The sequence below is a fragment of the Petrimonas mucosa genome (genome assembly GCF_900095795.1).
Classification (GTDB): domain Bacteria; phylum Bacteroidota; class Bacteroidia; order Bacteroidales; family Dysgonomonadaceae; genus Petrimonas; species Petrimonas mucosa.
The window spans coordinates 2,326,029-2,349,413 of record NZ_LT608328.1; the positions used below are offsets into that span (position 1 = coordinate 2,326,029).

The following is a 23,385-nucleotide window of genomic DNA, read 5'->3' on the forward strand; positions in this document are numbered from 1 at the left end:
GTGTAATATAAAACAATACTTCGGTAAATATTCAATTAACCAATTAAAATTCAATGATTTACATAACATAGTTTAACATAAAAAAGATGGTTAAGTATCTGATTATCAGTATCTTTATAGCTGATCAAAGTCTAATAAAGATGGATAGAACCAGCATACTTAACCAATATAAAGGTATCTGTAGTGATGTTCTAGGTGAACTAACTACGAAGTTAAACAAAAGTTTCAAATCATTCCTTATGGAGACGCTTATTTTGTATCTGGTCATTCCCGGCAGGATTAATTTCCTACAATTGGGGAGATATGGCAAGTCGTGTGAACAGCGATTTCGCCAGAACTTCTCGAAGGATTTTGATTGGCTGGAGTTTAACTTGTCTTTGTCTGATAGGGTATTAACCGGAGATCGCAAGGCAATTGCCATTGATCCCAGTTATATATCCAAATCAGGAAAGAATACCCCTTGGATTGGTTACTTCTGGTCGGGTGCAGCCGGTCAGGCGAAAAGAGGATTGGAAATCCTGGGAGTGGGCCTTATAGACGTCGACAACAAGGATTGCATCAGTCTACAGGCCGTTCAGACTCCGGACCGTCAAACCCTGGAGAGTCGTGATGCGAACCTGATCGACTGGTACCTGCTGGTCATTAAATCGATGCGGGATAAACTCCATCGGACAAGCCGTTACGTGGTTGCTGATGCCTACTTCGCAAAGAACAACTTCGTTACGGGTCTGCAAGAGATGAAGTTTGATCTGGTCAGCCGTTTCAGGGATGACGCCGCACTTTATTATCCAACACTGCAGAAACCAACGGGCAAGAAAGGAAGACCTAAACTCTACGACGGTAAGATTGACATGGCCAACCTGGATACAACTAGAGTGCAAAAGATCAATATTGATAACGGTGATCTCTACACCTTGATAGCCTATTCCAAATCACTTAGACAGATGGTCAGGCTTGTCATCTGGTATTTCAAAGATGGGAAAAAACCAAAACTGTTTTTCTCAACAAATCCTAAGACGAGTGGAAAAGATGTCATAGAATTTTACCGCACCCGTTTTCAGATCGAGTTTTGCTTCAGGGATGCAAAAGGCTTCACAGGACTGATGCAATCGCAGGCAAGGGACGTAGCAAAGCTATCGTTCAACTTTAATGCGTCTCTTACCTCAATAAACCTGGCAAAGGTGCTGGCAAAGGAGAAAGGCATCCCCTTTTCGATGGCATCATGTAAAACAATGATACACAATGCCTACCTGCTTGAGCGATTTATTTGCGTGTCTGGCATTAAACCGAACAGAAGATTAAATGATAAACTTGTCAAAGAACTCATTGAGTTTGCAGCCATTGATGCTTGACTCGAGACTATATTTTTAACGAACTATTGAATTATATCATGCGGGTAAAAACAATTAATATACAAAAGGACGCTACTAAATCTCCTGATTCTTCAATATTTTGCTGGGAGAAATACCATATTTTTTCTTAAAACAAGTACTGAAATATTTAGGATCACTAAATCCTACCGCAGATGCCAACTCATCAATTCGGATTTTCTTTTCCTCATTCAACAATTTATAGGACGATGTCAGCCTGATTTCTCTAATAAAAGCAGTTGGGGTAAATCCAGTGAGCATTTTCAATTTCTCGGTAAGCGTACTCTTTGAATGCCCCATGAGAACCGAAAATTTTTCCAAATCAAACTCCGTATCTTTGATATTCTCATTGATACATTCAATGGCATCATTCAAAAACTGCTTATCCAAGGAGGTATATTCTAAATCACCAATCTCAAAGACCACCTGCTTTTTCAGGTCTGCCCTCCTCTTCTCCTGCTTTTTCAAAAGATTGTTCACCTGAGCATACAACAACGTGAAGTTAAAAGGCTTTTTCACATAACCATCGGCTCCCGAATTATATCCCTCAATCTCATCTATTTCGGTATCTTTTGCTGTCAACAATACAACGGGGATATGACAAAACTCGAACTTATTCTTCACGAATCTGCATAACTCAATTCCATCCATCTCCGGCATCATAATATCAGATACGATAAGATCAATAGCCCCTTCCTCCAAAATATTGATCGCCTCCACTCCATTCGATGCGGTCTTGACGTGAAAGTAATTGGAGAAAAAGCTTGATACCAATTGTCTAAGATCCTCACTGTCCTCCACGATCAAAAGAGTCAAGTTAGACAACGAATCCTCATGCAGTTCTACAAGTGCCTCATCTTCCGTAGTAATCGGTATAAAAAAGGAAGGCACATCAGGATCAATCGTATCATCTATCTCCTCACTACTATATGCCTCCCTTTTCAAAGGCAGTGTAACATTAAAACAGTTCCCCACTTCCTTATTACTGAAAACCGCTATTTTACCCTTATGAATAGTAACTAAATCTTTCACAAGTGAAAGGCCAATACCATGACCAATGGTATTAAACTTCCTGTGATCAGACTCATAGAATCTACTAAATAAATGCCCAATCTTCTCACTATCCATAAGCTCTCCTTCGTTAATCACGGAAAGCTGAAAACCTCTCTCAACGGTATCGGAAAGCTTGACTGTTATTTTCCCCCCATCAGGAGTATATTTCGTTGCATTAGAAAGTAAGTTGTAAATTATCTTATCGACTTTATCTGAGTCGAAATATCCAAAGATCTCCTCCGGGAAACTCTCATAAGTCACTTTTAAATTCTTCCTTTTTACCAACGGTCTAAATGCCTCCACACAACTCTTTATAAAATTGGAAATATTGGCATGTGTCACCACCAGCTTCACATTATCAGACTCGACTTTCTTGAATTCCAATACCTGCTGAATAAGTCGCATCAGCCTGACACTCTGTACAGATATCATACTATAAAGTGGATTCATCTCCTTCTTACTCATGTTCTCCAGCGAGGCGGTGATAATCGTCAGCGGCGTCATTAGTTCATGTGTAATATTGGTAAAAAACTGAAGCTTGGCATGATTCACCTCTTCTGCCTTCTGCCGCTGCAATTCACTCATCTGCACCTTGTAATTCATTTTAATCCGATAACGTATAAACCTAAAAATGAAATACATGATAGCACAAAAAAGAATCACATAAGAAGTAATTGCCCACTTCGACAACCATGGTGGAGGTAGCACCTTGATCTTAAGCAATTTCTCCTCCCTCACCCAATCACCATACTCAGGAGCACCAAGCAACCGGAAAGTGTACTCGCCAGCAGGTAAATTGGTATAAACTGCACTATAATTCCGTGCACCTGTAAACAAGGGGGCAACATCATGCCCCTCCAAAATGTAAGTATAGATATTCTCTTTAATATCAGAGTAATTTAACAGCGCAAAATCAATCTGAATATTATTATCAGTATGGGAAAGGATAATCCTGTCGGTATAATTAATATCCCTCTTCAAAGAAGGCAAAGAGCCCTCCCTCACCGATACACCATTCACCTTAAGGTCGGTCAGCACCAACGGCCAAACAGCTTCCGAATGGCTTATATTGTCCGAATCAATTATTTTAAAACCCTGAGTTCCTCCAAAAATTAACGATCCGTCCTCTCTCTTCACTGCCGCATTTTTATTATAAGTAAACTCATGGAAACTGTAATCGTCAGAGAAATATATGATATTTTCAAATTCATAGTCTTCGTTCACGAAAAAAGCTATAGCCGCATTATTGGTCGTAATCCAAATTCTCTTATTTCCGTCCTCAATGATATTGGTAATAGACTTCTTCTCGATGTTAGGGATAGAAGTGGTAGGGAGAAAATAATCTTCCTTCGGATTATAGTAATAAAGACCGTTCCCTATTGTACCTGCCCAAATGCGATTATTTGAATCCACAAAAAGCGTATTGATGTTTTTTACATTCATCCCCTTTCCGACTGTATAATGTCTTACTTTTTTATCGACGACACTAATTTTTATGATGCCATTGTAATTTGTTCCTATCCAAATATTCCCCCTCTTATCTTCTTTTATACCTGAAATCTGCACTTGGTTAAGCCCGGCATCAACACCAAGCCATTCATTCAGCGTATAAAAAACACCGTTTGCTGTATAAATATAGATGCCATTACGTGAGCCAATCCACAAATTAAATTTTGAGTCTTCAAATAAAACAAATACACAGTCATCCACAAACTGTCTTTCGTTCATTTGTGTAATTGTTTTCACGTCTCCCGTGTGCTTGTTATATATCCAAACCCCATTATTCCAGGTACCAAAACAGATCTCACCTGTTAGCTCTCGCTTGATAATCGTATTTACCAACGAGGTATAGGGCAACGATTTCAGTGAGGGTAATTCATTATAGTTCAAAAAACTGTTATCTGCAGAATTGTATCTGATCATGCCATATCCGGCAATTCCCATCCAGTAAAACTCCTCATCATCATATAAAATACTTTTCACGGAACTAGTCTGGTATCTTTCACGCACACTATTGAGTTCCTCAGTATGAATATTTACATCCCCGGTAATGGCCTTACATACCCCACCGCCAAGCATGCCAATCCACATTACACCGTCTCTCGTCTTCAGGATAGAGTTCACTTCATTAAATGGTAACCCGCCAAAGCTATTGTCGGGAACGTAATTTTCGAAGCTGGGGTTCGCGGCATCTCTATGGAGAATGGTTAAACCACTTCTACTGCCAATCCATAAGGAACCGGATATGTCATCCTGCTCGATCTCATAAATAATATTATCTAAGATACAATTGTCACTCCCTTTTATATTCTTGTACTGTTTATATTGGAGTTCTCCATCACTCTCGTAATTACCCTTGTCGTTCGTAACAACCAGCAGACCCTCGCCCCAGGTACCAATCCACAGATTATGGTCTGTATCGGTAAAGATCACATGAGATTTCTTTAAAATTCCATCATTGAAAGAACGAAATTTTCCCGATCTGATGCTATATTTATAAACTCCCTGATCCCAACCCGTAATCCAAAGATTCTTATTGCCGTCTTCTGTGATAGAAGTTATACTAAGTGAGAGATCCTCATACGTTATTTTTTGAAAATCCTCTTCGCCCTTTCGCTTTCTGTACAAACCTTTATTGGTACCTACCCACAAATTATTCTCTGAATCGATCAACAAGTCTGCAATATTACAATCGAGTAACTCACTACTGTTCACAGCTGCAATATTACCTGTGAACTTGTCCAATACGTAAAGGCCTCTTTCGGTCCCTATCCACATCTGCCTCTCTTCATCCTCCTCCACAACGTTAATGCATGTATTAACGATGCGTTCGTTTTCGTCAATTATTTCAAAAGTCAGCACATTATATCCATCGAACCTAGCCAATCCGTTATAGGTAGGTAACCAGACAAAACCATCTGAATCCTGAAATAATTTCCGCACATCATTCGAAGGTAAAATCTCAGATTGTATCGGTAAAAACTTCAAATCATAAAACCCACTAGGCTCACTGCCGGTACAATGTGCCTTGCAAGATAAAATAAGGAACAAAAAAACTGCAAAATATTGTCGACTTATGTTTGTTATCTTAAACATCCACGAAGTTTTTAATCAGGAATGTGTTATATGATTACAAAAATACAAAAAAACAATCCGGATTGCCAAATAGTTGCCACGTAACGACTGTTTGTCATGCAAGTACGACTCTTAAAGTGCTTCATCGGGAAACATCAACGAGACTTCATCTAACCATTTCTTTCCATCTTTTAAAATTGAATTGAGGTTGTCCGGCCGTTCAACAATTTGAAAATGTTTCATTATATTTTCCAACTCAGATAACTTTTTGGAAGCTTCGTTGGTGGAAGAGGTCATTAACTTTGTTTTTAAAATTCTGAGTTTCTCAACATCCTGTATACCCTCGCGTAGTTTTTCAAAACGTACAGAACTGCGCCCTCCTGGATAAACAATGTATGTATCACCAGCAGGTAATGCACGAAAACGGGAATCCAACAGAGGCTCTTTTACCCAGTTGTTATATGCCCATCGCAAGAAACCGTCCAGTCCGGCAGAAATGGTATGCCATGCAATAAAGACTCCTTCAGCCGGGTCAGAGAAGGTAAAGACATTTGGAAACTCTTGTGCACAACATACATACCATGTGGTTGTAAAACCATTTTCAGACCGAAAATCACGATCATTCTCATTAAGTACAAAACCTTGAGCCACACACAAGTCTGCAATTCGATCTGGGAATATCCTGTAACTCTGACTCTTATCTGCAAGTGAGACACCCAGTCCAGGAGCTGTTTCATCCAACAGGTCGAGAATTATCTTCATCACATCCGCTTCAATCTCGTCCATCGCAATACAGGTGATCTCTCTCCATCCCTTCTCCTCCAGATGTTCTACAAAACTAATCAGGAAAGGTCTCCAAAAATCATTATATGTCGAGGTACCTGGCACAAGCGTAACCGACACCTCTTTTCCTTTCGACTCATCGTAGTAGTACAGATCACCCCATGGAACCATCGAGTAGCAATTAATTTGTTTATCGATGCCCATGTCAAACATAAATTGGACCCAGTTATCAAAAACTGAGTAATCATAGCTCCAGCTCCCATCTTCATGCAGAACCCATTCAATCATCGACTCATAGGCATCCTCTGTCTGTCCGTCCCACGGCTTCTTGTTTATCGTGGTTGTAATCACTTTCTGTCCGGCATCAGCCAGCATTTTCATCACCGGTCGTAATTCCTCCCAATGTTCCTGTGACCAATTTTCAACTCCTGCCACACGGGATACGGCAAATGGGTTTTGCCACAAATCAAGGTGAAACACCCATTCGCTCGGTGAGGGTAATGTTTGAGCCTGTACTTCAAGGTGTATTGCCAAAGTTTCAATCACCTCGTTGCCCTTTAGCAACTCCAGAGAAGCAGTATATGAACCCGGGGTTGCATCGCCCGGAACATCGATGGAAAGCCATACGGGTTGAGTTGTCTCCCCTCTTATGGATAAACAGTTGGTATTATCCAACACATCAGCACTCAGTATCTCCTTGTAATTCTCTGGCTTACGTTCTTGCGGACTACATCCTTCGGCAAACTCATCTGTAATCACGTAGCGGATAAAATTAAAACCAATATTTTCGTTAGAAATCATGGCGCCATTCTCACCCTGTAAGTCAGTGAACCTTATTGACACTTCATCCGCATTCGCTTTGCTCCACAATACAAGTTGCCCACTTAATCTTTCGCCTCTCCAACCGGAAGTATTCCACTGTTTTGATGAATTAACAACGGGAATTTCGAACTTCTCATATCGAATATCCGAAGAGGAAAACGAACTATGAATGCCATCGGGTAATACCCGCCAATTGGATAACACATCCACCTTTATCGATGCCTCTTCATAATTTTTACAATTTTCATTATGGTCTTTTTTAATCGTACATCCAACAAGTAGCAAAAGCGCTAACATGCTCAAATAAAACCTGGCAGTAATCATATACTTACTTAAACGATATCTCAACATTTCCTTCTATTTCCAATCTATCTCCGGCACCTGTAATTTTTTGCCCGTTATAGGTAACATTATTAAATACAATATTTTTCATCTGATTGTTGTTCGTCCGAATGGATGATTTATGCTGATGCCCTTTTGAATCTGATATCCGTATATTTTCAAAAATTATATTCTGCATGGTACTATTCAATCGTTGCGGTGCTTGCTCAAGACAGATTGGACGCCCTCCCTGCTGCATATGGTCAATTTCGATATTTCTGAACGTGATATGATCAATCAATGCAGCACCACCACCATGCATGGCATGCTGAACAACCGCAATAGCTGACCTGTAATCTCCATCACCACTCGGTTGTTCAAGAAAAATACAATTTTCAAAAATACAGTTCTTTATTTTGCCTGTTCCCCAGGTATAATCTCCCGATTCAGGCCCAACCATTACTCCCCTTGCATAATCTGTCCATAAAAGGGAATTTGTAACCCGAATATTATTGACGTCTGTATAAAAATTCGCCAACACTTTCAGACTTATACAATCATCATAGGTACGAATAAAACAATCATTAATGACGGCATCATCCACACTGCAAAGATCTATCCCATCACCATTAAGTATCCAGCAGATCATGTTCATGTTATCTATTGTTACATGGCTAACATCAAATAACGCAACGCTCCAACTGGGTGAATCAATAAGAGTTACTCCCGAAAGCGTGAAATTCCGAGTGTTTGATACATTTACAAGTACAGGGCCTTCGGCATAGATGTTGCCTATATGTGGTAATTTCTCACCGCTCAATATACCTCTACCGGTTATTTTTATGTTGTTTCCTTTTGCACTCACATGTGCATACACAACAGCACCTTCATCTATATATAATGTCTCGTTATCTCCAAGTTCAATATGCCCGACATTATGCTCACCAGCAGCAAAATAAGTCACATTGGGATCATTGGGATCAGGCTTGTTATCATCTTCTCTGTTTGGAAAAAGAAAAAGGTTGTTGTAACGATTATCATCAAACTCTACCGATACCTTCCGACGATTCCAGTCGTCTATCGTAAACTCAATTGTAGTCTCATTTACCCGTGTAGTTTCAAACCCATAACTGGTAGGGCGCACTTTAACTTGCTCAAAGTTCGCTCTTCTGTTCTCAACTCTCACTTTTAAAGGAGCATCAAAATTGTCTGTAAAGATTGCATAAGACATCGTATCACGCAACTTTTTAGCGTTGCCCCAGTCATTCCAAATATCAGGGTGATGGTTCGGGGCATCTGATACAAGGGCATTTCTTACCTCAACACTCTTCCATCTGTTATCCTGGAATATATATACATTAAAATATGCGTTGCGATTATAGTAAAGGTCATCACCAGGCAACAGCTCGGTATTTCCATTGTCTAAGTCGTTTCCATTACTTGCCTTGCATGAAACTGTGAGTAAAATCAACAAAACAAGAGGCAACACAAAAAAATTTCTGATAACTGACATTCCTATTTTCATTTTTGTGAAATTTATGTTCATATCTGATTGAAAATATATTGATTAAATTATTGTAAATACTTTATAAAACTTAATCATGAACGATGTTTAACACCGGCAAGGTTATACTTGAAGGTTTTTTTGGACCTGTGTAAATTGTTTGTACCGCTTTTTTTATTTTTCGGGCCATGTATATGGGTTCATCACAATTTAATTTTCTGTTGAACCGTGGAAAACAACTTGAGGTAATGACAACACGAAGCTTGTGTCCCGGATTAAGCTGATATCCTGTTGGCCAGGAGTCAATATTTACTTCGGTCACCTTATTTGGTTTCAAATCTACACGTTTCCCTCCTTCTTGAATATTGATGATGGTGTCGTTGGGGAAAACATCCTGCACCATCATGATAAAGTCTGTGCTTTTCACGGAGCTACTAACGTACAGCTTGGCTGATATACTTCCAAGTAGGGTTAGAGGGGAAGAAAGCACCTCCGATTCAAACACCCATTGGTCGTTTCTGGCGATATTTTGATTCTGAACAGCCGGACCTATCTTGTTACCTAAAAATGTTCCACCTAAAGATGGATAAGGATCAAGTGGATCATAAAGAGAAAGGATTAACAGTGAGGGAAATATTTCACTTTCATTTGAAATATAAATATCTGTTGCGAGTTTTAATCCATCGGATGTAACAACCGAGTCGGTAAATAATAAAAAATGATCACGTTCCTGGGCATGAATTGACTCAAGCAATATTAAAAGCGTAAAAACTAAAAAACTCATTCGTTTCATAAAGATGCCGGATGTTTTGCTCCAATAAATGAAAAATGATTCTACCTGTTAGGGTGAAAATGAAACTTTAAAACAATTGACAGAAATACAACAGATTCTTGACCTTTACTATTGCCTGACTAGTAAAAGCCAAGAATCAAGTTGACATGTTTACCGATCAGTTAGATAGGAATTCAAGCATTTCTCTTCGGACATTCCTGAAATTCTTAATTTCAATATTGTAATCGTCGTACCCGTATACGACTGCCCCTAAAAACTCCTGCGCCTTTTCCGGACTGCGTCTTTCAACCATTTTTAGCAAATTATAGTCATGGATACCATCTCGCATAGCATTTGCCCGAATCGACATGTAAAACTTATGATAACCAGGATATATTAAATAGGAATCACCACCGGGTAAGAAATTGCGTGGATTGGAGCTATCTTGATATAAATCTTTCCATAAATCACTGTGCCACCACATAAGTCCCCAGTGCAAGTATCCCTTTGTTCCACTGTAATAGTTAATCCAATGTAGGATACGGGTTAAAACTAGCGGAAGGTTGACAAACCGGTTCGCGTAATTTCCCCTGGGAGACATGGAAGTATAAAACCAGTTCTCTTTCCCTTGCTCCGTGCGTTGCCGATAAACTTCATCATCTTGGTGAAGAACGTCCAATTTCGGTACCATGATATCAGACACATCTTTCAAATAACTCGACGAGCCAACATCCATTGCATCAATCAACTTTATTTCCGGAAAATACTTTTTTACAAGTTGTGCATAAAAAATATACCCATCGTAATTCGTCGCCGTGGGCTCGTCACCCAAATGTTGTACAAACATGTCCAGCCATCCTTTTTCAGTCAGATGCTTTTTAAGGGCTTGAAAATAATTCTTAAAGTAAGGTTCTACACGCTCCTTATATCCTTCTTCTCTCCAGTCATCATACAGGCTTATCCTGCTAAAACCTCCGTTTTCATTCAGTTCCCATGCGGAATTGAGTCCAAAGCGTGTACCCACTGCACCACCTGTTACAGACAATATATGACCGGCTTCGATACGTTTCAAACCTCCGTGATCAATAAAAGCTTGTACATCTTCGTCGAAAGTATCAAAATTAAAAATCCAACTGCCATCAGGGTTTACACCTATTGGATATGGTCTGGCGTCTATCAAATAGGTATTTTGTCCAAGACTTTTACATGTTTCAGCCAGTTTTTTTCTTAGTTCATTGAAAAGCTGTGTTCCTCTTTGAACTTGTTCCCCATTATTGAGTTGATGGAAACGGTCAAAGAAAACCCAGTTAGTCACAAAAAGTTCCGGTTCACCTACGTTAACAGGGTAAACACGCAGTGAGAATGTTTTTTCAGCAGAGACAGGAGTCGTTCCATCAAGTGCGTTTATTTTAACTTTACCCGTATAGAGACCAGGTTTGGCCGATTCCGGAATGGGTATGCTAACCAGAAGTGAGGCATGATTACCTGCATTGATATCTTCTGTTTCATCATCAATAATGACATCAGGATACTTCTTCGACATAGATTGAATCTCGGTAAAACCCAGCGAAGGTTTTGGATAATACTCAAGGGTAGATAAAACGTCACGCACCCATCCAAATTTCACGCCAGACAATTGAGCACCTGACTCATTGGTCAAACTAACCAATTCAGCCGAAGCAGCGGTCAATGATTTCTCTGCTTTGATAATTAACTGAAGAGAAGCGGTTTCACCTCTTGCGACATCCAACACATCCACCTCCTCTGTAAACTGGTTGTTTTCAGCTACAATCTTGATAAGAGGATCTACCTGATATATTCTCATGCCGCTTTCATCTGAAGGAATAACAGTTCCCGTATCAATATCATCTATAGGATATAGTGGGGTGTTATTCTCACAAGCTAAGAAAAAGAGAACGGATAAAACAATGATTATTTGTTTCATTATACGTACATTTAATAGTTATTACTTTTTAATTCCACCCCTCGTTTTGAATGAGAGCATTATTTTTAAATATTTCTGAAGCGGGGATAGGATAAAAATACATTTTATCATCCCATACCCTATCCTGAACAACTATTCGATCGTAAGTAAAGGTTCCATCAAAATTGTTTGTAATATTTAATCCATAGATTGTTGTAGACTCTTCGCCCATTTTCCATCTGCGAATATCCCAGAACCTATGTCCTTCAAAAGCAAGCTCTACTCTTCTTTCATTTCTCAATCGTTCAACAAATTGAGTCTTATCCATACTGGGAAGAGAAGGCATATTTGCTCTGTTTCTAACAAGATTGACTGCTTCACGGGGTGACAAAGTAAAATCTACCCCATTCTGAACACCTTTGAAATCGGGATCACCTGTTGCTTCAACCAGCGATTCCGCATAGTTCAGCAATACTTCAGCATAACGAAAGAGCGGGAAAACATGCGAATAACTACTTTCATTCCCGGCAACCAAACTGGTTTCTTCTCTGATATGCTTCCTTAGATAATAGGATGTAGGGGACGCTCCTTCTTTTGGAAATCCGTTTTTTCCATTTTTGTAAGACTCAATGATATGGTTTTTAAATCTACTACCATTATATAATACAGTCTTCGCAAATCTCGGATCTCTCTCCAAAGGATTCATCATCTTGCGACGGTGATCTCTATTCGACCAATCAAAAGGTGTACCATCTATCATTTCAAACGATTCAACCAGATTTTGTGATGGGCAAACTCCTGAGTTGCCTTCTTCTAAATAGAGACCAATAGGAAAATTTGCTCTTTCAAATGAATTGCTTGAAAAGTTTCGTTTGCCAAAGATAAGCCCCAATGCACTCTCGTTGTTCGTTACATCTTCGGGAACCAACTCATATTCTCCAAGTTCAATGACTTCTTTCGCTGCAATGGCAGCCTCGAGCCAAGGCGAACGCATATTTTCACTGTTGTTTAAAGGACTTGCGGCATATAATAAAACACGTGCTTTTAACGCCATCACCATTCCTCTCGTCACTCTCCCTAATTCTGCACTTGGTGTATTTTTATAATTGAGGGGCAGATGAAGAGACACCGAATCACACTCGGCAACAATCCACTCTGCTGCCTCCTGGTAACTAACAGGCTGTAATTCATTTGCTTCCTCCGGCGTATAAGTGCGGTCTGCAATCACTATCTGGTTATACCTTTTCAAAAGATTGAAATGGAAGTAGGCCCTTAATGCCCTCACTTCGTAAGGAAAATTTCTCAGCTCAACCATTCTCTCCTTGTAATCATCCAGGTATATACTTGCAGGAAAATCATCGGGACAATTTTCCAAAAAGTAGTTTGCCGCTCTTATGGCAGAATAGTAATAGGGCCATTGATTGTCAATCAGATTGATGGGTGACCAACTCCCATCGTAAAATTTACGTATGGAATGGGTATTCCACGCATAAACGGCATCATCACTCGCTACATCCAACATGGTTCCTTCTACATCTGACAAACCATCTGTCACATATCCATATACACCTGTGACCACATTTTTTACTCTGTTAAACTCAGAGAATTGATAGTCTTTTGTTTGATATACAGATTCATTGAGTTCCAAAAAGTCACTGCAGGCACCCAAAATTATAACTGAAAGTAATATTATTGATATTTTTTTCATACTCTTCGTTTTTAAAATACTAGATTAACGCCCAAGGAAAATGATCTTGTTGTGGGATAATACATGCTAATGTGTTCGGGATCCATGATACCCAAATAATCCAACGAAAATAGATCTGTTCCACTGATGTAAACTCGGCATTCACTGATCGCTACATTGCTAAATAAGCGGGCGGGTATATTGTAAGACAATTCCATGTCACGAAGTTTTAGAAAATCTCCTTTTTCTGTCCACAATGTACTACTGCGAAAATTATTTTCATTTGGCAGAGTTGTTAGACGAGGATATTTAGCATCCGGCGTATCAGAGGTCCATCGATTTCTTAAATAATGCACGGATACATTTTTATTGTTACCGTAGAGTGGCCAATAAATACTTTCCAACTCTGTTGTGATTGTTGACTTGCCAACACCTTGGAAATTCATGAATAACGACCATTCTTTATATGCCATCTGAATATTGGTACCAAAGTATATTTCCGGCAGGCTATTTGTCAGGTAAGAGTAATCATACTCGTTTATGATCCCGTCATCATTTAAATCCTTGTATTTCACATCACCCGGTTGTAAATTTTGCATAAATGCCGAGCTAACCAGACCTTCTTTCAGCATGCCACCCTCTTGGAAATCGCTCTCCTGATACAAACCATCATAAATGAGTCCATATAAGGCATTGACTGATTTACCTTTCCTGCTCATGTAACCATAGGGGACATACTCTTCCGAGATGCTTACAATCTCGTTTTTCTGAAAAGCAACCTGGGAATTTACAGCATAGCTGAAATGATTTACTTTACCCGACCAGCCAACAGAAACCTCAGCTCCCATGTTTTTAACCTCTCCTGTCGAAATATCGGTCATTCCGATACCGATTACATTGGAAATGCTGCTGGAACTAGCCTCCCTGATATTTTTCCGATGGTTATAAAATGCGTCCAATCCAATTGTCAGATTCTTAAAAAGTCGCATGTCAAGCCCGATGTTATTTTTCAGTTCTTTTTCAGGCTCAATCAAATAAGAACCCAAGGCACCTTCTCCCAATCCATTTTGCATTTTATTACCAACAAAAATATAAGAGAGGCCGACGCCATTGAATTGCTTATCCATATCGTATGAAAGGTTCCTATCCATACCGGTCACGCCACTTGAAACTCTCAGCTTCAGATAGTCCAGATTACTCCATGAACCGAAGAAATCTTCATTCGATAAAACCCAGGCTGCAGATAAGGCAGGATAAATCCGATACTTATCATTCTTTGGCAGTTTTCCACTACCAGAAATGTTTAACACCCCTTGAAGCAAATAGCGATTATCATAATTATAGTTCAAATGTGCAAGATAATCGCGATACATATAAGAATTATTCGCTCCCGCATATCTTGCATAAATCTGCCCATAGATACCCGATACTTCAAACTGGTGCTTACCGATGTTTTTGTTATAAGCAATCTTTGACCAAAAAGTAGTTCTCATTACCTGATTACTCAGCCAACTACTGAAGAAAAGCTCGGTATCGTTTCCGTATCTGGTGAAAGTATTCTCTTCCACATTTCCCGCAGCTCCCCGTACCGGGAGAAATTGCAGGTATGCGTATTCTTTTGACTTAGAATCTGTAATATCTGCAGAGTTATCATAGGCGAGCCTTATTTGTGCCGATAAACCGGGTAACAACATGTCGAGATTCTGATCAATTGTAATATCACCCAATAAACTTCGTTGCAGAACCACGTTATAGCCACGAGCCGTTTTATTTGCCAAAGGATTCGCAAACATCTGATTTTGGACCCACTCATTGCCATTGCGTACAGGAAAGGCGGCAGATGGAACATTATAAATACCGTCAAGCCAGAGCCCCGTTGCGGGCTGTTGATACTGCATTAAACGACCCATCACGTTCATTCTGGCTACGGTGGTAGGTGTAATATAGGTCTCGAGGTTACTTCTAACTTTCAAGGAATGCTGGGTAACCTGGGTAGAGTAATCCTTGTTGAGATCGGTATTATTTAATAGCCCATAATGACTGGTGTAGTTGGTATAAACATAGTATCTTGACCGTTGAGTAGAACCATTCAGTTCTAAATCTGCTACATTGGAGTAGGCATTCTTCCGCAACATTTCTGCCTGCCAATCAACATCAGGAAGCAGATTTTTTTTCTCCCCGTTATACATTGAGATCAAATCATTCTCGCTGTATCTCTGAGGTAGGTTGTCGTTCCTTAAAGCTTCATTCAATGCCGAAGAATAGACATATGCATTGGCCATATCAGGTATGCGAAATGCCTGATCGATCGAGGCTCTATATCCTGTTTTAATCTGCATTCCATGATCACCCCCTCTTTTGGTAATAAAATTGATTATACCATCGGCCCCACGATTACCATGGAGTGAGAGCGATGCAGCATCTTTCATGACCACCACCGACTCGATCTCATTCGAGTTGAGAAGGGTGACGTCTCTCTCTACTCCATCCACCAGGATGAGTGTGTGATTCCCGGAGAAAGATCCTCTACCCCGAACATAAAAATCGGGTGTAAGGTTCCATGGACTTGTGTCTCCCTGATAAAGCAAGAGACCTGGAATTCTGCCATAGAGTTGTTTCAATACATTGCGAGAATGACTACTCTCAAGCTCTTCTGAAGATATTCCTCCTATGGCTGCAGCTGATTCTTCGTTTGTCGTTTTTATGTCGTAACCCAAATCCAATAACAAATAATTATCCTGCAGTCGAATAGTCGCTTCATGATCTGTTAATTCAACGGTCGTTTGCGATTGATTAAATCTGCTTAATAACAATTTGTCTCCTTTTACAGCGGGTAAATCCACATAACCATCTGCATCTGTTACAAATGACTCCAACTGATTGCCTTCAATTTTCACCACTACGTGTGACAACGGCCGATCATTTTTGTCCGTAACTCTGATCCGGCTCTTATTATCCTGAGCTGGTAGAACCTGTGTAATAAAGATGAATAAAATGAATAATATATTTTTCTTCATGTCAATATAATATTTAACGACAATAGTTTACCATCCGGGATTTTGTATCAGTCCATACCCTTTGTTTATTTCAGTAGTGGGAAACGCACTCAAATACCATTTGGGCGAGAAGTTATTTTTCCAGTAACGAGGAGTCTCTACTTGGGGAGATGAAAAGCGTAATTTAAGATTGTCGCTGTCAATTGAACCACTCTCCACATTTATTGCTATCCCATAAAGGTCTTCTTCAAATATATCTCTACGTTTCCAACGAACAATATCAAACCATCTGATCTCCTCAAAACAAAACTCCCTTGCTCTTTCGTCGAGAATTTCCTCGCGAAGCAAAGCATTCCCCATGAGGTTAGCTTCAGGATACTGTGGCAAACTCCCTTCCTCATGCAAACGTTGCAACAGGGAAGTTGTCATATTAGGGAGTCCCACTCTATTTCTTACTTTATTCAACCAGACCATTGCTTCTTCCGGTTTGCCTAGTTCATTCAGCGCCTCGGCGTACGTAAGGTATATTTCCGGTAACCTCAAATAAGAATAGTTTGCTGGCTTGTAGTGAAATGTAGCCTCGTTGTAATCCCATAGATATTTGCGAACACAAAAGCCGGTACTGGCACGTGGATGGTCGGCTTCCTTTCTTTCGCGACCGCCAATCCACATCTCTGCAGGACGTCCTCTAAACTTGTCTCCTACGATCATGACAGTCTCGTATAATCTTGGATCCCGTCCTGTAAATGGATTTTCATAAATAGAACCTATATTGCCATTATATTCTAACCAGGTACTGTAAGATGCCTTTTCTCCATTGATATAGGGGAATTTATCCACATAATTAAGCGTGACCGCACCTCCACCATATCCTCTACCTGTATTACCATTCACATCATCGGCGGGGCCAAAATAATAGCCCAGATAAAACTCGCCATACGTCCGTTTATTTCTTCCTGTAGCAATCAATATTTCACCATTATAACGGGCCGAATAACCATCGGAGAATGCTTTTCTATAGCCTTCGAGATCTTGAGTCTCGGACTTTACCAGGTCATAGAAATTGCCATTGCTTTCATTCTCTGTGATAAACTCTCTGCACGCCTGTGCCACCATTTCCCATCTTTCTTGCGAGTATGAGCCTAGCCATACCATCTGTTGTACATCCACACCAGCAAGTTTGTCGGCATTCGCAGCGGTAGGAGCAGACATCGCCTCATACGGAGTATTCGCGTTAAAGAGGGGACTTGCCGCCATCGCAAGCACTCTCACTTTCAGTCCCATTGCACCGGCTTTCGTAAAACGGCCATCGTCGGCTGCTGTCACAGCCCATGGCAAATCTGCAGCGGCTTCATCACAAAGTCCAACGATAAAATCTATCGTCTCTTGCAAAGTTCTTCTGGAGAAATCGTAGCTCTCCTGATTATCAGAATCAATGGTCAGATCAATAAGCGGAACCCCACCAAAATGCCTCATCAACTCATGATACTGACAGGCAATAATCATTTTTGCTTCTGCTTTTCGAACTTTCTTCTCATCGGCAGACATGTCGGGGACCTTATCCACATTCTCAATAAAAAGATATGCCTTTCTTATACCTGTCCATGTCACATCCTGCCCTGGTAAGAAACCGAGCTTGGTACTATGGCTCTCGTTCTCCGTCTCTGCGTTATACTGACCGGAGTAATATATGCCATAAACACCGCCCCAGTTACAGTGTGAATTAATAATATCAGTCAGTGCATCCAGGTTATCCCATCCCAGACGATTACCCGCATTGGCGTGTTCATAACTACCCGAATTGGCTCCAGAATTATGCAAGGGAAATGAATTTCTCAGTGTGGCATATGCTGAATTTAAAGCTCTTTCTGCGTAAACTTTCGACGAGAAAATGGTATCGATGGTAATGTCGCCACCGGGAGCCTTCTCTAAAAATTGCTCACCCAGAACAAAGTCGCTGCAGCTCACCGTTAAGAGTAGAGTCAGCAGAGATAAAACGATATGATTTATAAATTTTGATTTCATGTTACAATTTTTAAAATGACAGGTTCACTCCAAAATTAAATATTCTAGAATTTGGATATTCAGCAGCGGCATTGGGCCTTCCTTCCGGATCTATATCGATATCCATCAAGTCTGAAAAGAATGTAAAGAGGTTATAACCATTGGCATACAATCTGACCGACTCCATTCCTAGCGCACTTAACGATTTCTTATCCCTAAAAGTATAAGATATCTCGGCCACTTTCAATCTCAAATACGAAGCATCCATGAGCCAAAGGTCAGATGTCTCCAAATAATGGTTTTTATTCATGAAAGTAAGTCTCGGGAAACGGGCATCTGCTGCATTCTCTTCTGTCCACCGGCCTTCTGCAAGGAAACTCGGGAGCATGCGGCTATTGGTACTCCCAAACGGATTTCTATACTCATGATCAATCAATCTCGATGCGTTCAATGCAGCACTCCACTGTAGCGAAATCTCAATATTATTCCATCTCAATCCGTGTAACAGGCCTATCACATAATCGGGACGATCGCCATATCCAAAATATGTCTTGTCATTACCATTGATTACGCCATCGCCGTTCAAATCCTTAAAGAGCGCATCACCCGGTCTTGGAACACCCAAAGGCATTGTTGGCAACAACAAATCACCATTACCATCCTTCTTCAGGTTTCCATCACCATCGAAATCGTCAATCTGCAGGAACCTGTCAAAAAGGTAGCCATAGTTCAAGCCGGTGCTTCTCCCTGTTTGCGCCATATATGGTTCATTTGGAGGCACCTCATCCATATAGATAATTTTATTCTTTGAATATGAAAGGTTTCCGTTGACCCAATATTCCACATTATTCAGCTTATCATTCCATCCTAAGGTAAGCTCATATCCGTGGTTATTGACCCTGCCCAGGTTAATCATCGGCAGGCTAATAGCCGTGATGGCAGGCAAAGTATTTCTTGTAGAGAGGATATCTTTTCTTTTTTCGTAAAAAAGATCGCCCGCAACGTTCAGCCTTCCATCTAACATTCTTATCTCCAAACCGTAATTCTGTTTGCCTACTTTCTCCCAGGTAACCAACTCATTTCCAAAGGTGTTTTCTTTCGCATCACGTACCATATCCCAGCTGTAATCTTTTCCAAACTGATAACTGCCACCATCAGACCATACAGAATGATTACCGTTCCAGGAACCTTTCAGATACATAAACCGGTGGCCCGAATATTTGTCGTTACCTACGATACCATAAGATGCCCTCACTTTTAAGAAGTCAATCACATCTTGTTTCTTCATAAAATTCTCTTCTGAGATGATCCATCCCACCGACGCTGCAGGAAAGAATCCAAACCTCTTCCCCGGGGCAAAATTCTCCGACCCGTTGTACCCTGCGTTGAGTTCAAACATGTATTTTTTGTTCCAGTTATAGGTAACACGTCCTACATACCCTATATAACCTGTGGGTATCTCCGTGAACTGGGCAGGATAGTATGTTTTCGACTGGTTATACAAAAGCAATCCTGTTACATTATGCAATCCAAAGCTCCGATTGTAATTCAGGTTAAACTCAGCATACCAGTTCCTGCTTTTACCCGAATAATCGTCATAATTCATGGGCTCTTTCAACCCAAAAACACCATCTGTCTGATAAACGATGTTATTGTCGAAGCGGGGATCAGCAATATCCATTCCAGGTTGAGTGAGGTGCCCCAGATATACAGGTTTTACACCACTATCGGTAGCTATGGGCGTTCTTCTTACATTCAGGAAATAGTCGGTATTATAGGCACCTTTTGCCTCAGCAACCAAACCTTTCACCACCGACGAGAAATCATGATTCAATGCAAAATCAAGATTCAATACATTGGATGTATTTGTCGTATATCCCCAGTTATAGTAAATATCCAAACCACTTGTAACCTCCTCCATTGGAATAGTTCTGCTTGTTGGTCCCATGACCAGTTTACCATCCACGAAACCGGGACTCGAAAAAGGAAGCGACCACATGATTGTTTTCCAAAAGTTCTCGTAAGTGATTGGTTGTCGTTTGTTACCCACTATTCCGCCGACATTGATCTTCAATTGTGTATTTTTGGTAAGATCAATATCGAAGTTCGTTCGATAATTAAACCTCTTGTAGTTAAAGTTTGGATCGTAAGTCTCCTGAAACCTTTTCAGCATGCCATCCTGTTCAAAGTATCCTGCAGAAACAAAATACCTAAAACGCTCTCCACCACCCGATAATGTGGCATTATGCTGTGTCTGCCACGCCAAGTCGTTGAACAGGTACTCCGTCCAGTCCACGCTGGGAAACATGATTGGATCGGCATTCATTCTGAACATGTCAATTACAAAAGGTGAAAACTTTAATTGATTGTCATTTAAATTTGGATTATCACCTCTCTGCGCTTCATTATATAGTAATGCATAGGTATAACTATCCACACCCTTCACATTCCTCAATGCCTGAGTCAGCCCAAAAGATAAGTTGACAGATATCTGATTTTTTTCTGAACTGCCTCTTCTGGTGGTTACTAAAATCACACCATTCGCACCCCGCACACCAAATACGGCAGTAGACGAAGCATCTTTCAATACGGTAATAGTCTCAATTTCATTGGGATCCATCTGAAAAAAAGATCGCTCCACTCCATCCACCAGTATCAAAGGCTTTGAGGCCTCGGAAGTAAGAGATCCAGTACCTCTCACGAATATCTCCGGATCATCGGCTCCTGGCTGTCCCGAATACTGAATAGTTGATATACCTGTCACGGAACCTGCCAAAGCATTAGCGACACTCCCACTGGGCGATTTCAATAAATCTTTTGTTCCAATGGATGACACAGCACCTGTCAACGTCACCTTACTTTGCACACCATAGGCAACTACTTGTACCTCGTCGAGCATTTGCGTATCCTCACTCATGTAAATAAGATTATCAACGCCTTCTTTCAGTGTTATTTCTTGGGTATTGTAGCCAATATACGATACCTCCACTGTCACCTCGCGGGTTGCCTGTTGCAATGTCAGCAAGAAGTTGCCGTCAACATCGGTAACCGTACCTGTGGTCATGTTTTTCACCTTCACTGTAGCACCTATCAAAGGCTCGCTCGTGTTAGCGTCCAATACACGACCTTTAAATACTGGAGTAGTTTCATTATTAGCATGGGTCATCGGGAATATCCAGACCAATGCGAAGATTATTAATAACAGTCTCGATTTTATCATGATACTTTTCATCATTTATTTTTAATGTCAATTGCAATGCAGTACTGCGATACTTGTCCCTGATTACCTGCGACCAATTTACCGTCTATATACAAAACAGGCTGGAAATCATTGTCTTGCCAATAACTACCTCCCACAAAGAACACGTCTTTCCATCCCAACTTGTTGAGAAGCCACGCAGCCTGCGGAATACTCATCCCATGCGAGATTACCGCCATACCAATCTTATTATCGTAGGTGAGCCCAATGAAAGATCTTGATCTATCCACGCCATTCCATGCTTCTCCCATAGCAATCTCCCATCCGGTTCCATCATTTATATACATATCCCAACGTGTCATCAGATAGCCATCACGTACAATCCAGGGCTTTCCATACACTGCCGATGTCACATCCCAGGCCTCACCCGATTCAATATATCCGTCGCCCACATAATCTGTGTTAAATGGCAACTTAACCATCCTTCCGTTATAAAGAGCCGCATTCGAGAAAGATATCTTGCCTTCGGGAGTGAAACCAAGTGTAGATCTCCATGGTGCCCCATCCGAAGTCCAATTGTTAATCACATTTCCTTCATGATAAATTACAGTCGCATCCGAAGCCGATAATCCACTCATAGCGACAACACCCTCACTACCGTTCACAACAATCCTCTTACTCGGGTTGGTAACAAGCGAAGCAGTAGCTTTATTGATATCAATGGTTGCGTAGGTGAAATTAATTCCACTTACACTCTTCAAAAGTCTGTCTGGCTTCCAGTCGCCCACGTATGCCATATACTCATCCAACATATACTCAGGCACATCCCAGCTCCATGGAGTTTCGGGAGCATTATTTTCAACGGGGAAGTTCACGACGCTCGTCGCCTGATACAGATTTATATACTCAGCCAGTTCACCCTTCAATATGTTTCCGGTTATATCCGCAAATCCATATTTCTTCGGGTCATCCATTACCTTCGATAAATTCAGTACCACCTTATATACCCGATCCTTCTCTCCCATTTTGATGTTGAGTTCCTGAGGAACACCCTGTGAAAAATCAAAGAACAGATCCCCTTCAACCACGGCACCTTCCATCAGCGAACCTTCTTCAAAGAAAAGTTTAATTCCACCCAGATCCATCTTGTTCTTATCGAATGTGATGATTACTTCTTTTGTGGAATTTTGCACCGTTACATCTCCTAAACCAATTCCCTCCACGCCGATTTTCGATCCATCAATAATCGGAAATGCGCGTGAAGTAATCTCAAACCAATACTTGATTATTCTGTTGTCGGGAGCTCTGAAGTTAACGACCGGATAGTTGCTTATATCAAAACTATCCACATCGGTAGGGAAAATAACGCTATAACCCTCATTCAAGTCGACTTTCAATTTGGCTGAAGAAAAATTCTCCGCATTTTCATACGACAACAATAGATTCTTATCATCTAAGAATTGAGCTTCCACGAGCTCTCCATCCACTTCGACCTTTATAGATGAAAAGGGAATGCTCTCAACAACATCCTCATCATTTTCGGTACAAGCGTAGAAAACACCCGCCAAACAAGTAGTTAAAAAAATAATAAATTTAAATCCGTTTTTCATAATATAAAAAAATAAAAAGACATCTGATTACGATACTTCAAAGAAATCCATCTTTTTCAGATAAAAGGTTTAAATTATCCCAAAAAACTTCTTCAAGCATCCAATTTTAACTAACTCATAGTTCATGTTCCCCCCTAAGTTCAACTTAGAAGTGCAACATCCACGTGTTGTTTTTTGAAATGATTCTTCACAACAATCATGAAAAACACCGCGGGGGTTTGCCTAACGGCCGGGGGCGCGCAAGCCCCCGAAGAGAGTCGGACAG

The 23,385-nt window shown here is 40.6% G+C and carries 11 protein-coding genes; 1 reads left to right on the forward strand and 10 read right to left on the reverse strand.

Going from position 1 to position 23,385, the window contains the following annotated elements; all coding sequences use genetic code 11:
- Positions 1 to 140: 140 nt before the first annotated feature.
- Complete coding sequence (locus tag ING2E5A_RS09415) at positions 141 to 1,352, forward strand: transposase (protein ID WP_071138300.1); 1,212 nt, start codon at positions 141 to 143, stop codon at positions 1,350 to 1,352.
- Between the two features lie 75 nt (positions 1,353 to 1,427).
- On the opposite strand, the gene ING2E5A_RS09420 is transcribed toward ING2E5A_RS09415, so the two are convergent.
- From ING2E5A_RS09420 to ING2E5A_RS09465, 10 genes are all read right to left on the reverse strand, one after another.
- Complete coding sequence (locus ING2E5A_RS09420; protein WP_071137189.1) at positions 1,428 to 5,519, reverse strand: hybrid sensor histidine kinase/response regulator transcription factor; 4,092 nt, start codon at positions 5,517 to 5,519, stop codon at positions 1,428 to 1,430.
- Positions 5,520 to 5,630: 111 nt separating this feature from the next.
- Positions 5,631 to 7,400 carry a DUF4091 domain-containing protein gene (locus ING2E5A_RS09425; RefSeq protein WP_161941983.1) on the reverse strand — a complete coding sequence of 590 codons (1,770 nt, stop codon included), beginning with the start codon at positions 7,398 to 7,400 and terminating at the stop codon, positions 5,631 to 5,633.
- Between the two features lie 31 nt (positions 7,401 to 7,431).
- Complete coding sequence (locus ING2E5A_RS09430) at positions 7,432 to 8,949, reverse strand: glycosyl hydrolase family 28 protein (protein ID WP_161941985.1); 1,518 nt, start codon at positions 8,947 to 8,949, stop codon at positions 7,432 to 7,434.
- A gap of 70 nt (positions 8,950 to 9,019) precedes the next feature.
- On the reverse strand, positions 9,020 to 9,721 hold the full coding sequence (locus tag ING2E5A_RS09435) for a CocE/NonD family hydrolase (RefSeq protein WP_071137191.1): 702 nt from the start codon (positions 9,719 to 9,721) through the stop codon (positions 9,020 to 9,022).
- A gap of 157 nt (positions 9,722 to 9,878) precedes the next feature.
- On the reverse strand, positions 9,879 to 11,645 hold the full coding sequence (locus tag ING2E5A_RS09440) for a DUF4091 domain-containing protein (protein WP_071137192.1): 1,767 nt from the start codon (positions 11,643 to 11,645) through the stop codon (positions 9,879 to 9,881).
- Between the two features lie 28 nt (positions 11,646 to 11,673).
- Complete coding sequence (locus tag ING2E5A_RS09445) at positions 11,674 to 13,332, reverse strand: RagB/SusD family nutrient uptake outer membrane protein (protein WP_071137193.1); 1,659 nt, start codon at positions 13,330 to 13,332, stop codon at positions 11,674 to 11,676.
- A gap of 11 nt (positions 13,333 to 13,343) precedes the next feature.
- Positions 13,344 to 16,328, reverse strand: a complete 2,985-nt coding sequence (locus ING2E5A_RS09450; RefSeq protein WP_071137194.1) for a SusC/RagA family TonB-linked outer membrane protein — start codon at positions 16,326 to 16,328, stop codon at positions 13,344 to 13,346.
- 27 nt (positions 16,329 to 16,355) lie between these two features.
- Entirely contained in the window at positions 16,356 to 18,332 is a 1,977-nt protein-coding gene (locus ING2E5A_RS09455) for a RagB/SusD family nutrient uptake outer membrane protein (RefSeq protein WP_071137195.1), read from the reverse strand.
- Positions 18,333 to 18,342: 10 nt separating this feature from the next.
- Positions 18,343 to 21,546 carry a SusC/RagA family TonB-linked outer membrane protein gene (locus ING2E5A_RS09460; RefSeq protein WP_231960367.1) on the reverse strand — a complete coding sequence of 1,068 codons (3,204 nt, stop codon included), beginning with the start codon at positions 21,544 to 21,546 and terminating at the stop codon, positions 18,343 to 18,345.
- The gene (locus ING2E5A_RS09465) at positions 21,543 to 23,120 is read right to left on the reverse strand and encodes a phosphodiester glycosidase family protein (RefSeq protein ID WP_071137196.1); all 1,578 of its coding nucleotides are present in this window, start codon (positions 23,118 to 23,120) and stop codon (positions 21,543 to 21,545) included. The genes ING2E5A_RS09460 and ING2E5A_RS09465 overlap by 4 nt, the downstream gene beginning before the upstream one ends.
- Positions 23,121 to 23,385 lie beyond the last annotated feature (265 nt).